Origin of the sequence: Acuticoccus sediminis (assembly GCF_003258595.1) — a bacterium.
Classification (GTDB): Bacteria; Pseudomonadota; Alphaproteobacteria; order Rhizobiales; family Amorphaceae; genus Acuticoccus; species Acuticoccus sediminis.
The window spans coordinates 651847-666347 of the sequence record NZ_QHHQ01000004.1 but is presented as its reverse complement, the minus strand read 5'-3'; the positions used below and the strand labels follow the sequence as shown (position 1 = coordinate 666347).

At 71.1% G+C, this 14501-nt stretch carries 14 protein-coding genes; 10 read left to right on the top strand and 4 right to left on the bottom strand.

Translation table 11 applies throughout. From position 1 onward, the window contains the following. Nucleotides 1–17: 17 nt before the first annotated feature. Nucleotides 18–2027 carry a 4Fe-4S binding protein gene (locus DLJ53_RS21130; RefSeq protein ID WP_111349141.1) on the bottom strand — a complete coding sequence of 670 codons (2010 nt, stop codon included), beginning with the start codon at nt 2025–2027 and terminating at the stop codon, nt 18–20. Nucleotides 2028–2130: 103 nt separating this feature from the next. On the opposite strand from DLJ53_RS21130, the gene DLJ53_RS21125 reads away from it, so the two are divergent. From DLJ53_RS21125 to DLJ53_RS21085, 10 genes are all read left to right on the top strand, one after another. Then, complete coding sequence (locus DLJ53_RS21125; protein WP_111348870.1) at nt 2131–2724, top strand: DUF3305 domain-containing protein; 594 nt, start codon at nt 2131–2133, stop codon at nt 2722–2724. Then, nucleotides 2721–3515 (top strand): DUF3306 domain-containing protein, encoded by a 795-nt coding sequence (locus DLJ53_RS21120; RefSeq protein WP_111348868.1) that lies wholly within the window; start codon nt 2721–2723, stop codon nt 3513–3515. The genes DLJ53_RS21125 and DLJ53_RS21120 overlap by 4 nt, the downstream gene beginning before the upstream one ends. 126 nt (nt 3516–3641) lie before the next feature. Further along, entirely contained in the window at nt 3642–4316 is a 675-nt protein-coding gene (locus DLJ53_RS21115; RefSeq protein WP_111348866.1) for a TorD/DmsD family molecular chaperone, read from the top strand. After that, nucleotides 4313–4510 carry a twin-arginine translocation pathway signal protein gene (locus tag DLJ53_RS21110; RefSeq protein ID WP_111348864.1) on the top strand — a complete coding sequence of 66 codons (198 nt, stop codon included), beginning with the start codon at nt 4313–4315 and terminating at the stop codon, nt 4508–4510. Before DLJ53_RS21115 ends, DLJ53_RS21110 begins: the two co-directional genes overlap by 4 nt. Nucleotides 4511–4597: 87 nt before the next feature. Then, complete coding sequence (locus tag DLJ53_RS21105) at nt 4598–7591, top strand: formate dehydrogenase subunit alpha (protein ID WP_111348862.1); 2994 nt, start codon at nt 4598–4600, stop codon at nt 7589–7591. A gap of 10 nt (nt 7592–7601) precedes the next feature. Beyond that, nucleotides 7602–8198: a formate dehydrogenase FDH3 subunit beta gene (gene fdh3B / locus DLJ53_RS21100; protein ID WP_111348860.1), complete on the top strand. Its 597-nt coding sequence runs from the start codon at nt 7602–7604 to the stop codon at nt 8196–8198. A 98-nt stretch (nt 8199–8296) separates the two neighbouring features. After that, a complete protein-coding gene (locus tag DLJ53_RS21095; protein WP_226580269.1) occupies nt 8297–9577 on the top strand; it encodes a formate dehydrogenase subunit gamma in 1281 nt (426 codons plus the stop codon). Then, the gene (locus tag DLJ53_RS21090) at nt 9561–10928 is read left to right on the top strand and encodes a c-type cytochrome (RefSeq protein WP_244935118.1); all 1368 of its coding nucleotides are present in this window, start codon (nt 9561–9563) and stop codon (nt 10926–10928) included. The genes DLJ53_RS21095 and DLJ53_RS21090 overlap by 17 nt, the downstream gene beginning before the upstream one ends. A gap of 8 nt (nt 10929–10936) precedes the next feature. Beyond that, nucleotides 10937–11071, top strand: a complete 135-nt coding sequence (locus DLJ53_RS36420; protein WP_264194708.1) for a hypothetical protein — start codon at nt 10937–10939, stop codon at nt 11069–11071. 167 nt (nt 11072–11238) lie between these two features. Next, complete coding sequence (locus tag DLJ53_RS21085; protein ID WP_111349136.1) at nt 11239–12114, top strand: helix-turn-helix transcriptional regulator; 876 nt, start codon at nt 11239–11241, stop codon at nt 12112–12114. Nucleotides 12115–12138: 24 nt separating this feature from the next. Here the strand turns inward: DLJ53_RS21085 and DLJ53_RS21080 are convergent, their stop codons facing one another. From DLJ53_RS21080 to DLJ53_RS21070, 3 genes are read right to left on the bottom strand one after another with little or no spacing between them, the layout of a single operon-like run. Further along, nucleotides 12139–12969 (bottom strand): ABC transporter substrate-binding protein, encoded by an 831-nt coding sequence (locus tag DLJ53_RS21080; protein ID WP_111348858.1) that lies wholly within the window; start codon nt 12967–12969, stop codon nt 12139–12141. A 42-nt stretch (nt 12970–13011) separates the two neighbouring features. After that, a complete protein-coding gene (locus tag DLJ53_RS21075; RefSeq protein WP_111348856.1) occupies nt 13012–13791 on the bottom strand; it encodes an ATP-binding cassette domain-containing protein in 780 nt (259 codons plus the stop codon). Continuing rightward, on the bottom strand, nt 13784–14491 hold the full coding sequence (locus tag DLJ53_RS21070; RefSeq protein WP_111348854.1) for an ABC transporter permease: 708 nt from the start codon (nt 14489–14491) through the stop codon (nt 13784–13786). The genes DLJ53_RS21075 and DLJ53_RS21070 overlap by 8 nt, the downstream gene beginning before the upstream one ends. Between the last annotated feature and the right edge of the window lie 10 nt (nt 14492–14501).

The window sequence follows — 14501 nt, the reverse complement described above, 5'->3', positions numbered from 1 at the left end:
TGGGCCGGTGCGGCCCGTCAGTTCATCTTCTTGTTGCGTTCGATCTCGTCCGCGGTGGTCATGATCCGCGGCCGGTCGCCCATGCGGAAGGGCGAGCTGTCGGAATGGTACTGCGCGTTCACCCGGCAATCATCGCACATCTGGATCAGCCGCACATTGTCGGAGCCGGAGTACATCCAGTGCTTGCCCGCCAGCTTCTCCACCACGCGCTCGATCGTCGAGCGCACGCCGAACGGCTTGCCGCAGGATATGCACTCGAACGGCTCCTCCTCGTTGAGGACGCGGTGCGTCATCGCCGCGTTCGCGAGGTCGAGCTGCGGCACGAGCGCGATAGCGTTCTCGGGACAGGCCGTCCGGCAGATGCCGCACTGGACGCAGGCCGTCTCCTGGAAGCGCACCTGCGGCTTGTCCGGGTTGTCGGCGAGCGCGCCGGTGGGGCAGAGCGAGACGCAGGCAAGGCACAGCGTGCAGGCGCCGGTGTCGATGGCGATGGCGCCGTAGGGGGCCCGTTCGGTGAGAGCGATCGGACCGGGGACCTCCCCGCCGGCCGCCTTCGCCAGCGCCTTCGCGGCAAGGCGGGTCACCTCGCGCCGGCCGCCGAGCGGCAGGATGGGTTCGGTCGCGGGCGGGGCGGGCGCGGCGGTCCACAGCGCCTCCTCGAGGGCGTCCGGGTCGGACGGGGCGAGGCTCGCGATGCGTCCCGGATCCCCGCCGGTTCCGGTGACGATGGCCCGGGCGGTCGCGATCTCGCGGGCGAGACTGTCGGCGTCGGTGCGCGGGCTCTCGAGGACCGCCGCCGACGCGAAGCCGACGCCGAGCGCGGCCATCAGCTCGGCGTGGCCGACGAGCTCCACGTTGGGGACCTCCAGCGGAATGACGTCCGGCGGCAGGCCCCGCCCGAAACGCGCCGAGAGGGCGATCATCTCGCTCCCGAACGCGGCGTCGTGGAAGAGGACGCGCGGCGCGGTTCCGCCGGCCCTGCGGAAGGCGCGGGCGAGGGTGGAGAGCTGCGCGAAGAGGCTCTCGACCGGCGGAGCGTCGTAGGATGCGGCGCCGGTCGGGCACACCGCCGCGCACTCGCCGCAGCCGGCGCAGATCAGCGGGTCGATCGCCACCGTGTCGCCGGCCGAGGTGATGGCGCCTGTGGGACAGAGGTCGAGGCAGCGGGTGCAGCCCGTCTGGCTGGCCCGCGAGTGGGCGCACAGCGCCGGGTCGAACCGAACGTAGAGCGGCTTCTCGAAGGTGCCGACCAGCTCGGCCGCCTCGGCGACGGCGCGGGCGACGTCGGCGGGGCTCTTCGGGTCGGCCCTCACGTAGCCGTCGCGCTTGTGGGGTGCCGGGACGAAGGCGGGGCCGCCGGTGAGGTCGAGGACGATGTCGCAAGCCGAGCGGGCGCCGTCGATGGCCGGGCCGAACGCGGCGCCGCCGCGCCCCGCCGGGTCGGCGGCGGCGTAGCCGTCGACGGTGACGTCGAAGCGACCGAGGGCGCCGCCGAGGTTGCGCACGCGGCCGAGCGCGACGTCGAAGAGGTCGGTCGGCACGAGGTCGCCGGGCGGTTCGGCGAGGAGGCAGGTGACCGAGAGCGTCTCCGCGAGCTTGGCGGCGGCATGCAGCGCGGCGTCCCCGCCGGCCGGCGCCGTTCCGCCGAGGATCAGGCAGACGCCGCCCGAGGTGATCTCCATCGCCGGGGCGGGCGGCACGGGGAGCGCGGCGAGCGCCAGCAGAGCGGCCTGCTTGGCGTGGGCCTCCGCCGCGTCGGTCCAGCCGGCGCGGTCACGGATGTCCACCGTTTGGAGCCGGTCGCCGGCGCCCATTTCGCTCGCGAGGTCGGTGAACTGACGCGTCTGTTGGCCGCAGGCGATCATCGTCGTACCCGCCGCCAGCGCGCCCTCCGCGACGGCGATCTCCGCCGTGCAGAGCCGCTCGCAGACGCGCACGCCCTTGGCACCGACCGCCGCGCCGGCGGTGTCCGCATCGACGGACTGGCTGGCGCCGCAGGTGCACAGGAGCAGGTGATCGACTGACATGGCGAACTCCGTACGGATCAACCGGGGCGTGCGGCTTGCCGGGTCCTTCCTTTGACATTGTCTAAATCATAATTCTACCTTGAACGATCAAAGGGGGAGCGACATGGACGACGCGGCGACCGGTCCGGAGCCGATCCCGTCCCGCACGGCGAAGCTGCCGGTCGGGGTGGTCGTTCGGCGCACGCCCGGCCGCACCCGCTGGGCGAGGTGGGTCTACATGCCCGTCGCCCTTCTCCCCGGCGCGGGTTCGGCCGACTGGCGCACCCTGCGCGAGGAGGACGACGCCGCCGAGTATCATGCCGCGACGCTCTCGCTGGACCTCTTCCGCACCGACGTCGAGGCCTACCGCGTGTCGCTGTCGATGACGCCGCCCTCGGTCTTCGTCGTGATGCGGCCGACCGGGCCACGCCGGGACGAGCGGCCGGAGCTCGTCGCGCTCACCGCCTCCGCGTACGAGGCGCAGGACTATACCGACAGCGGCGAGATGCAGGTCGAGCCGGTGGCCATGCCCGACGGCCTCGCAGCCTTCGTCGAGGCGTTCGTGACCGCCCACTACGTCGACGAAGAGTTCGTGAAGCGGCGGCGTGACAAGCAGCGCGTCGACCTCGTCGAGGACGGGGTCGGGGACAAGCGCATCCGCCAGCTCGCCGACGTCTACCGCGTGCCGAGCCAGCAGAAGCGGGGGCCCGGCGGATGACGGGCGTTCTGGAGCGCTGGTCGCGCCGCAAGCGCGGCCTCGAGCAGGACCCGGCAGCCGAGCCGCCGCTGGCGCCCGAGGCGGCCGAGGCGGCCGAGGCGCTCGCGCCGGAGACCGGAGGGACGACGGAAACCGCTCCCGCCGGCCCGGAGTCGGAGGCGGAGTTCCTGGAGCGGACGGGGCTCGCCGATCCCGACGCGCTGGCGCCGGACGCGGACTTTTCTGCCTACCTGAAGGGCGCGGTGCCGGACGCCATCCGCCGCCGCGCGATGCGCCGGCTCTGGCGCAGCAACCCCGTGTTCGCCAACCTCGACGGCCTCGTCGACTACGCCGAGGACTATACCGACGCGGCGACCTCGCCCGGCGTCCTGCAGACGGCCTACGCGATCGGCCGAGGCTTTCGAAGGGCGGCCGCAAGGGTCGATGCCGCGTTGCCGGCGGACGCCCCGGCCCCGGACACATCCGCGACGACCGAGGGGATGGACGCACCGGCCGGGTCGCATTTGTCCGATGTTGCTGGCGGCGGACCGGGCGCGGTCCCGGGCGGCGACGCGCGAACCGTCGATGCCTCCCGGACTGGTTGCGGGGATGCCGCGGCAGATGGCCTCATCCCCGCCTCGCAGGACGGCCCCGGGGGCGGCCAGCCGACACGTGGCGGCAAGGGTGGCGAAAGCGCGGAATCGGCGGCGAACGGGCCGACGGCCCGGCCCGCCGGGCCGCCTCATGATGGCGAAAACGTGGCCGATACGCCGGTGCGGCGCGCACCGCGCATGCGCTTCGAGGTCTCCTGAGAGTCCGTCGCGGTTCGCGCCGGGATCCGGGACAAGTCCGGCTCGACGGCACCACAACCTTGCCACGATCCCGGATCAAGTTTAGCCTTAATTCAAGTCAGGTGTGTAATTAAAAGAATTCTGAGAATGCCTGCTCAGACGGCCCACGATCCCAGGCGGGAGGCGCCTGCCAACGTCGATCAATCTCCGATCGCGGACGAAGAGGCCGTGCGGGCCGACCTTTACGGTCTGCTCGCGGCGCTCCTCTCGGATCCGCCGGATGCGACGACGCTCGGCCATCTTGCAAGTCTGTCCGGCGACCAGAGCCCGATCGGCCAGTCCGTCACCGCGCTGTCGAAGGTCGCGGCGCAGACCGAGCCGCGTGCCGCAGAGCGCGAATACAACGCGCTCTTCATCGGCATCGGCCGCGGCGAACTGGTGCCCTACGCCAGCTACTACCTGACGGGATTCCTCAACGAGAAGCCGCTCGCGGTCCTGCGCGGCCACATGCGCCAGCTCGGCATCGCCCGCTCGGACGCGACGCGCGACCCCGAGGACCACGTCGCCAGCCTCTGCGAGATGATGGCCGGCCTGATCCGCGGCGACTACGGCACGCGCCTGTCGGTCGCCGACCAGGAGGCCTTCTTCAACACCCACATCGCCCCCTGGGCCGGCCACTTCTTCGCCGACCTCGAGGGCGCGTCGGGCTCGCTCCTCTACGCGCCCGTCGGCGCGATGGGGCGGGCCTTCATGGACATCGAGATCGAGGCCTTCCGGATGGCCTCCGCCGCGGCTTCATCCGCTTCAGGGAGAACGCAATGACACAACAGAGCGACAAGCCCGCCGGCGCCACGCGGCGCGATGCGCTGAAGCTCGTCGGGCTCGGCGCACCGGCCGTCGCGGCGGCCACCGTGGCGGGCGCGGCACCGGCCGAGGCCACCACCGAGACGCCGGAGACCACCGGACTGCGCAAGACCGCGCACGTGTCGAAATACCTGGAGACCGCCCGGTTCTGAGCCGGACGCCGGTCACATGACGTGTCGGCCGCGCTGGTTCGGCCGACCACCGAGAAGCGGGCGCCAACGGCGCGAGGGAGAGGTACGATGCTGAGGAAGACTTCCACCGGGGCGGCAACGGCACCGCGCGGCGGCGCCATCTTCGCCCGAGCGGCGCAGAAGACGGTCGATCGGCGGACCTTCTTGCGGGGATCGGGCCTCGCGGTCGGTGGTCTCGCGGCCTTCGGCGCGCTGCGCCCCGGCCGAACCGCCAGGGCCGCCAGCGAGACGATCGACCCGGCGACGCCGACGGTGATCAAGAAGTCCGTCTGCACCCACTGCTCCGTCGGCTGCACCGTGATCGCCGAGGTGCAGGACGGCGTCTGGACCGGGCAGGAGCCCGGATGGGACAGCCCCTTCAACCTCGGCTCCCACTGCGCCAAGGGCGCCTCGGTCCGCGAGCACGCCCACGGCGAGCGCCGGCTGAAATACCCGATGAAGATGGTCGGCGGCGAGTGGACCCGCGTGTCCTGGGACGACGCGATCAACGAGATCGGCGACCAGATGCTGAAGATCCGCGAGACGTCGGGTCCGGACTCGGTCTACTGGCTCGGCTCGGCCAAGCACTCGAACGAGCAAGCGTACCTGATGCGCAAGTTCGCCGCGTACTGGGGCACCAACAACGTCGACCACCAGGCGCGCATCTGCCACTCCACCACCGTCGCGGGCGTCGCGAACACGTGGGGGTATGGCGCGATGACCAACTCCTACAACGACATCCACAACTCGAAGGCGATCTTCATCATCGGCGGCAACCCCGCCGAGGCGCACCCGGTGTCCCTGCTCCACGTGCTGCGGGCCAAGGAGCAGAACAACGCGCCGCTGATCGTCTGCGACCCGCGCTTCACCCGCACCGCCGCCCACGCCACCGAGTTCGTGCGCATGCGCCCCGGCAGCGACGTCGCGCTGGTCTGGGGCCTGCTGTGGCACATCTTCCAGAACGAGTGGGAGGACAAGGAGTTCATCCGCACGCGCGTCTGGGGCATGGACCAGATCCGCGAGGAAGTCGCCAAGTGGACGCCGGAGGAGACCGAGCGCGTCACCGGCGTTCCCGGCTCGCAGATGGAGCGCGTCGCCAAGACGCTGGTGGACAACAAGCCCGGCACCGTCATCTGGTGCATGGGCGGCACGCAGCACACCAACGGCAACAACAACACCCGCGCCTACTGCATCCTGCAGCTCGCCCTCGGCAACATGGGCGTCGCGGGCGGCGGCACGAACATCTTCCGCGGCCATGACAACGTGCAGGGCGCGACGGACCTCGGCGTCCTCGCCGACACGCTGCCGGGCTACTACGGCCTCACCGACGGATCGTGGGCCCACTGGGCGCGCGTCTGGGAGGAGGACCTCGGCTGGCTGAAGGACCGCTTCGCGGTCATGCCGGGCGCCGGCAAGGACGGCGCCGACCGGATGATGATCAACGAGAACGGCATCACCGTCAGCCGCTGGATCGACGGCGTGCTGGAGCCGAAGGAGAACATCGACCAGCCCGACAACACCAAGGCGATGGTGTTCTGGGGCCACGCGCCGAACTCGCTGACCCGCCTGCCGGACATGAAGGAGGCGATGGACAAGCTCGACCTCCTCGTGGTGATCGACCCCTATCCGACGGTCACCGCGGTGCTTCACGACCGCAAGGACGGCGTCTACCTCCTGCCGGCCTCGACCCAGTTCGAGACGTCCGGCTCGGTGACCGCGTCGAACCGCTCGCTGCAGTGGCGCGAGAAGGTGGTGGAGCCGCTGTTCGAGAGCCTGCCCGACCACGTCATCATGGCGAAGTTCGCCAAGAAGTTCGGGTTCGACGACCGCATCTTCCGCAACATCGAGATGAACGGCGACGAGCCGCTGATCGAGGACCTCACCCGCGAGTTCAACCGCGGCATGTGGACGATCGGCTACACCGGGCAGTCGCCGGAGCGCCTCAAGGCGCACATGGCCAACCAGCAGACCTTCGACCGCACCACGCTGCGGGCGAACGGCGGCCCCTGCGACGGCGACTTCTACGGCATGCCCTGGCCGGCCTGGGGCACGCCCGAGATGAACCATCCCGGCACCGCCAACCTCTACGACATGTCGATGCCGGTGGCCGAGGGCGGTCTCACCTTCCGCGCGCGCTTCGGCGTCGAGCGCGACGGTGACAACCTCCTCGCCGAGGGCGTCTACTCCAAGGACTCCGAGATCAAGGACGGCTACCCCGAGTTCACCATGGCGATGCTCCAGGAGCTCGGCTGGGACAAGGACCTGACGCCCTACGAGCGCAGGATGATCGAGTTCGTCTCCGGCTTCTCCGACCAGCGGCCCGAGGCCGGCGGGGAGGAGGTCGGCGAGACCGAGTTCCAGGGCGACCGCCCGTCCGACTACAACGAGAAGGTCGGCGGCGTGAACTGGAAGACCGACCTTTCGGGCGGCATCCAGCGCGTCGCGATCAAGCACGGCTGCGCCCCGTTCGGGAACGCCAAGGCCCGCGCCGTGGTGTGGACCTTCCCGGACCCGGTGCCGCTGCACCGCGAGCCGCTCTACTCGAGCCGCCGCGACCTCGTCGCCGACTACCCGACGTATGCGGACAAGAAGTTCTGGCGCGTGCCGACGCTCTACGCCTCGATCCAGGAGAAGGACTTCTCCGAGGAGTATCCGATCATCCTCACCTCCGGCCGTCTGGTGGAGTACGAGGGCGGCGGTGACGAGACCCGCTCCAACCCGTGGCTCGCCGAGCTGCAGCAGGAGATGTTCATCGAGGTGAACCCGCGCGACGCCAACAACCTCGGCGTGCGCGACGGCGGCTGGGTCTGGGTCGAGGGGCCGGAGGGCGGCAAGGTCCGCGTGAAGGCGCTGGTGACCGAGCGCGTCGGCGACGGCGTCGCCTTCATGCCGTTCCACTTCGGCGGTCACTACGAGGGCGAGGACCTGAGGTCGAAGTACCCGAAGGGCGCCGACCCGTACGTCCTGGGCGAGTCCACCAACACCGCCCAGACCTACGGCTACGACAGCGTCACCATGATGCAAGAAACCAAGGCCACGCTCTGCAAGATCTGGGCAGCGTAGGGGGAAACCGATGGCACGCGCAAAATTCCTGTGTGACTCCGAGCGCTGCATCGAGTGCAACGCCTGCGTCACCGCCTGCAAGAACGAGAACGAGGTGCCGTGGGGGATCAACCGCCGGAGGGTGGTGACGATCAACGACGGTCAGGCGGGCGAGCGGTCCATCTCGGTGGCCTGCATGCACTGCTCGGACGCCCCCTGCATGGCGGTCTGCCCGACGGACTGCTTCTACCAGACGTCCGACGGCATCGTGCTGCACTCCAAGGACCTGTGCATCGGCTGCGGCTACTGCTTCTACGCGTGCCCGTTCGGTGCGCCGCAGTACCCGCAGGCCGGCAACTTCGGCTCCCGCGGCAAGATGGACAAGTGCACCTTCTGCTCCGGCGGTCCGGAGCCGGACGGCTCGGCGGCCGAGTTCGCCAAGTACGGGCGCAACCGCATCGCCGAGGGCAAGCTGCCTCTCTGCGCGGAGATGTGCTCCACCAAGGCGCTCCTCGCCGGCGACGGTGACGACGTTTCCGACATCTACCGCGAGCGCGTCGTCGCCCGTGGCTTCGGCTCCGGTGCGTGGGGCTGGGGCACCGCCTACGGCGACCAGCAGCAGAACTGACGCGGCCAGAACCGACGCGGCATCGAACCCACGCCCATGGGCGGTCCGGCGGAGGCCCCAGCGCCCCCGCCGCCGGCAACGACAACAAGGAGACGCTCATGCGCTGGCTCGAAAAGTGCTGGCTTGCCGCCGTTCTTCTCGCGATGTTCGCGGGCCTCTTCCTCCAGCCCGCCGCGGCGCAGGAGCAGCTTCCGAGCAAGCCCGAGAGCGGGATCGCGCGGCAGCCGGGCGGCCTCAGCCGCGCCGACAGCCCGTCCGCCGACGACCAGCTCAACCGCATCCTCGCGCGCCAGCGCGGCGAGAACGCCCTCGAGCCCGTCCTGCGCACCGCGCCCGAGGCCGGCTCGGCAGGGGGCGCCGACCCGCATTCCGCGGCGACGATCGCCGGCCAGCTCGGCTCCGGCCTTTCCTATCCCGACGCCTACCGCGCGATCCGCTACGGCACCGAGGACGTGCGCACGACCGCGCACACCCCGGCCGCGGGCGTCCTCATCCAGACCGGCGGCATGGAGTGGCTCAAGGTGCGGCGCGGACCGCTGCGGGAGTGGGGCGGCTACCTGCTGATCGGCGTCATCGGCATCCTGGCGCTGTTCTTCCTGATCCGCGGGCGGATCCGCATCCGCGCCGGCAAGGCGGGCCGGACCATCCTGCGCTTCACCTTCATCGAGCGCTTCGCGCACTGGCTCCTGGCGGGCTCGTTCGTGCTGCTGGCGCTGTCCGGCCTCTTCATGCTCTTCGGCCGCAGCTACCTCATGGACGTGATGGGCAAGGAAGCCTACTCGGCCGGCGTCACCGCCACCAAGTGGGTGCACAACAACGTCTCCTGGGCCTTCATGCTGGGGCTCGTGATGGTGCTGTTGTTCTGGGTCTGGCACAATATCCCGTCCAGGACCGACTGGCAGTGGATCAAGGCCGGCGGCGGCATCATCGGCAAGGGACACCCGCATTCGAAGAAGTTCAACGCGGGCCAGAAGGTCGTCTTCTGGGTGACGATCCTGCTCGGCGCCTCGGTCTCGCTGACCGGCCTCGCGCTGCTCTTCCCGTTCGAGATGCCGATGTTCGCCAAGACCTTCCAGGCGATCGACTGGACCGGCATCCCCGGCCTCTTCGGCTGGCACCTGCCGACCCAGCTCGCCCCGCAGGAGGAGCAGCAGCTCGCCCAGCTCTGGCACTCCATCGTCGCCTTCGGGATGATGGCGGTGATCCTCGCCCACATCTACATCGGCACCATCGGCATGGAAGGCGCCTTCGACGCGATGGGCACCGGGCAGGTGGACATCAACTGGGCGCGTGAGCACCACGACCTGTGGGTCGCCAAGCGCGAGGCGGAAGCGGCCAGGCGCGGCGCACCGGACGGAGCCGTTGCCCCGGCCGAGTAGTCCGCGCGCGCTGCGGCCCGCGGTCCCCGTCGCGCCCGTCCTGTGCGCGGCCGTGGTGGCGGCGGTCCTCGCCGCCGCGCTGGCCGGTCTGCCGCGGCCGGCCGCAGCGAACCCTCCCGCGGGTACCTTCGCGGAGCGCCTGAGCGGGCACGGCGGCCCGGTCATGGACGTCGCCGCGACCCCGACCGACGCGCTGACCGCCTCGTTCGACAACTCCGTCGGCTACTGGGACCTCGCGACCGGGACGGCGCGCTGGCTGGAGGGCCACCGCGCGGCGGTGAAGTCCGTCACGCGGCTCTCGCCGACCCAGGCCGTTTCCTCCGGCGACGACTTCTCGGCGATTGTCTGGGACCTCGCGGCCGGCACGCCCATCCACCGGCTGGAGGGGCATCAGGGGACGGTGGCGGACGTCGCCGTGTCGCCCGGCGGGACGCGGATCGCCACGGCCGGGTGGGACGGCAGGATCGGCATCTGGTCCGCGGACGGCGCCCTGGAACGCTGGCTCACCGGGCACGACGGCGCCGTCAACGCGGTCGCGTTCGTCGACGATGCCACGCTCGCGAGCGCCTCGGCGGACGGCAGCCTGCGCGTCTGGTCGCTCGCGACCGGGGCGGAGACGCGGGTGCTCGCCCGGCACGGCTTCGCCATCAACGTCCTCGCCGTCAACGCCGCCGCCGGCTGGATCGCCTACGGGGCCGTCGACGGGGTCACGCGCGTCGCCTCCCTCGCGGACGGGACCACCGTCGCCGACCTCTCCGCCGGCCGCCGGCCCGTGCTGGCGCTGGCCCTTTCGCCGGACTGCGGCCAGCTCGCCATCGGCGACGGGGAGGGCCACGTCATGGTGGTGGAGACGAACGGGTGGACGGTCACCTCCGACAGCGCGGCCACCGCGCGCGGGCCGGTGTGGGCGCTGTCCTTCGCGGACGACGCCCACCTCGTCGCCGGCGGGATCGACGACAGCGCCGCCGTCATCGCCGCGACCGGCATCACGGCTCCGGTGCTCGGCGCCGTGCAGCGCCCGTTCCTGCGTCCGCCGGAGGAGATGGACAACGGGGAGCGGCAGTTCCAGCGCAAGTGCAGCGTCTGCCACACCCTCACCGGCGGCGGCGACCGCCGCGCCGGACCGACCCTCGCCGGGATCATCGGCCGCCCGGCCGGCACGGTGCCGGGCTACCGGTATTCGGAAATGCTGTCCCACAGCGATATCATCTGGTCCGAGGCGACCCTCGGCGCGCTCTTCGACCTCGGTCCCGAGCACTACGTGCCGGGTTCGAACATGCCGATGCAGCGCATCACCGATGCCAGGGACCGGCACGATTTGATCGACTTCCTGCGCCAGAACACGGAGTGACACACCCCATGCGCGCGATGCTTCTCTCCTTCGTCATGATCGCCGTGATCTCGGTCGGGGCGTACTACGTGCTCAACAGCGAGCTCGTGGGCTGGTCCACGGCCGAGCGCACGGCCGCCCCGGACTCCGTCCGCCTCAACTGACCGCGCGAGCCGGAGCCGGGCCGCGGGGCGCCGAGCCCCGAGGCATGCGCGTGCGGGCGTCCGCACCGCGATTTTGGCGTATCATCATCTTGCGCGAATTGATTCATTTCGGGCGGGTGATGCGCTAGGGGAACGCTCCGGCGCGTTGGGGACACACGTTGACGATCGTGGAGCGAGAGACGAAAGCACCAGTCTACCTGACCACCCGCGAGGTGGCCGACCTCCTGCGCGTGAAGGAACGCAAGGTCTACGAGCTTGCCGCCGCGGGGGAGATCCCGCACCGCCGTGTCACCGGCAAGCTGCTCTTCCCCAAGGACGAGATCGACGCCTGGATCAGCGGCGAGCCGGTCGGGACGCGTCAGGCCGAGCGGCCGGCCGTCGTGGTCGGCTCGCACGACCCGCTGCTCGACTGGGCGCTGCGCGAGTCGCGCTCGGGCCTCGCGGCGCTGCTGGACGGCAGCGGCGACGGGCTGGAGCGCTTCCTGCGCGGGGAGGCGGCGCTCGCGGCCATGCATGTCCCTGAAGACGAGGGCTGGAACATCGAGACGGTCGCCGCGGCGCGGCCGACGAACGTCGTGCTGATCGCCTTCGCCCGCCGGCGGCAGGGCCTCATCCATTCCAGCGCCGCGACGGGGCCGCTGTCGGGCTTCGCCGATCTCGCGGGGCGGCGCGTGGTCCTGCGCCAGCCGGGGTCCGGCACGCGCTCGCTGCACGACCGCCTCTGCGAGGAGGCGGGCGTGGCCGGGTCCATCGTGGCGCACGAGACCGTCGCACGGACCGAGACGGACGCCGCCGCGACGGTCTATGCCGGCGACGCCGACGCCGCGCTGGGCCTCGAGGCGGTGGCGCGGCAGTTCCGGCTGGACTTCCTGCCGCTGGTGGAGGAGCGGTTCGACCTCCTCGTCGACCGCCACGCCTATTTCACCCCTCCGGTGCAGCAGCTGATGGCGTTCTGCCGGACGCCCGCCTTCGCCGCGAAGGCGGACGCGATGGGAGGCTACGACGTCTCCGAGGTCGGAACGGTCCGCTGGCTCTCCGCCTGATGCGGGCCGCGCCCGACCGGCGGATCAGTCGGGGCGGGCGTTGGGAAAGAAGAGCTGCTGCCCGTCGACCTTGTAGTCGGCGATGACGTCCTGGCCCTCGTCGGAGAGGACCCAGTCGATGAAGGACTGTCCCGCCTCCGCCTTCACGTTCGGATGCTTCTCCGGGTTCACCAGGATGATGCCGTACTGGTTGAAGAGCTTCGGGTCTCCCTCGACGGCGATCGCGTAGTCGCCCTTGTTGCCGAAGGCGATCCAGGTGGCGCGGTCGGTCATGATGTAGGCGCCCATGCCGGTGCCGGTATTGAGCGTGGCGCCCATCCCCGAGCCCGTCTCGCGGTACCACCCGCCGGAGGCTGACGCGACGTCGATGCCGGCCTCCTTCCAGAGGCGGAGCTCGGCCTTGTTGGTGCCCGAGTCGTCGCCGCGCGAGGCGAACGGCGCCTCGGATCCGGCGATCCTGGAGAGGGCGGCGACGACGTCCTTCGAACCGGCGATCCCGGCCGGATCGGACGGCGGGCCGACGATGACGAAGTCGTTGTACATCACGTCGTGGCGCGAGACGCCCTCGCCGGACGCCACGAACTTCTCCTCCGCCGGCTTGGCGTGTACGAAGAGGACGTCGCCGTCGCCGTTCGCGGCGTTCTTGATGGCCTGCCCGGTGCCGACGGCGACGACGCGCACCTCGATCCCGGTCTTGTCGGTGAACTTCGGCAGCATGAAGTCGAACAGGCCGGAGTTCTGCGTCGACGTGGTCGACTGCACGACGATGAAGTCGTCCGCCGCGTCGGCGGCGCCGGCGAGCGACACGGCGAAGAGGCCGGCCGCGGCGAGGGCGAGAAATTGGCGTCGGATCATCAGGAAGCCTCCCGTTGGTCGTTTCGTGTTCGTGAGGGCGCGTCAGGCGGGATCAAGGTAGAGCCGGCCGTCGAGCCAGGCGCGGAACGGCTCGGACTGCGGCGCGTCGAGGACGCGGCTCGCCGGCCCGTGCTCGGCGACGCGTCCCCGGTGAAGGAAGACGACGTCGTCGGCGAGCCGCTCGGCCTGCCCGCGGTCGTGGGTCACCATGACGATGGTCACCCCGGCGGCGCGCGCGTCGTCGATCAGCCCCTCGATGGCATGCGTGGAGGCCGGATCGAGGCTCGCGGTGGGCTCGTCCAGGAACAGGAGCTCGGGCTCGGTCACCAGCGCACGGGCGAGGGCCAGCCGCTGCTGTTCGCCGCCGGAGAGGAGCCGGGCGGGCTGCGCTGCGAGAGCCGTCAGGCGGGCACGCTCGAGCGCCTCGTCGACGCGGGCGGCGCGGTCGCGGGAGGCGATGCCGCGCACCCCGAGGGCGAAGGCGACGTTCGCCCGGGCCGAGCGGCGCAGCATGACCGGGCGCTGGAACACCATCGCCTGATGGCGCCGCGCAGCGCGGTCCAGCGGGCTGCCGCGCCACAGGACGGCACCGCCGGTGGGGGCGATGAGGCCGTGGAGAAGGCGCAGCAGGAGGCTCTTTCCCGCCCCGTTGGCACCGAGCACGACGGTGCTTCGGCCCGGGCGCACGGCGAGGCGCACACCATCCACCAGCCGCCGCCCGCGTACGGCGAAGGTGACGTCACGCGCCTCGACGAGCGGGGCGGCGAGGGGGACGACACTCGCGCCGGGCTCCGGGGCGATGGGGCGCAGCGCTTCAGGCATAGGCCGACCGGGCCGCGGAGGCGCGTACCGCCATCACGAGGGCGTTGACGATGAAAGCGATCGCCAGGAGCACCACGCCGAGCGCCAGCGCGAGGCTGAGGTTCCCCTTCGAGGTTTCGAGCGCGATGGTCGTCGTCATCACGCGGGTGACGTGGTTGATGTTGCCGCCGACGATGATGACGGCGCCGACCTCGGCGATGGCCCGGCCGAAGCCGGCGAGCGCCACCGTGAGAAGGCTGTAGCGCGCATCCCAGAGGAGGGCGCCGACGCGGTCCGTCCCGCGCACCCCGAGGGAGGCGAACTGCTCGGCATATTCGCTGTTGAGGTCCTCGATCACCTGCCGGGTCAGCGCCGCGACGATGGGGGTCACGAGGATCGTCTGCGCGATCACCATCGCGGTCGGCGTGTAGAGAAGCCCGAGGACGCCGAGCGGTCCCGACGCGGAGAGCGTCAGGTAGACGCCGAGGCCGACCACGACGGGCGGCAGCCCCATCAGCGCATTGAGGACGACGGCGAGGGCGGTCCGGCCCGGGAAGCGGAAGGCGCCGGCGGCCGCGCCGATCGGCAGGCCGAAGAGGCACGCGAGGACGACGGCCGAGAGGGTCACGCGCAGCGACAGCCCGATGATCTCCATGAGAGCCGGGTCACCGGAGAGGACGAGGCCGAACGCGTCGGCCACTGCGCTACCTAGGCTTTCCATGCATTCTTCC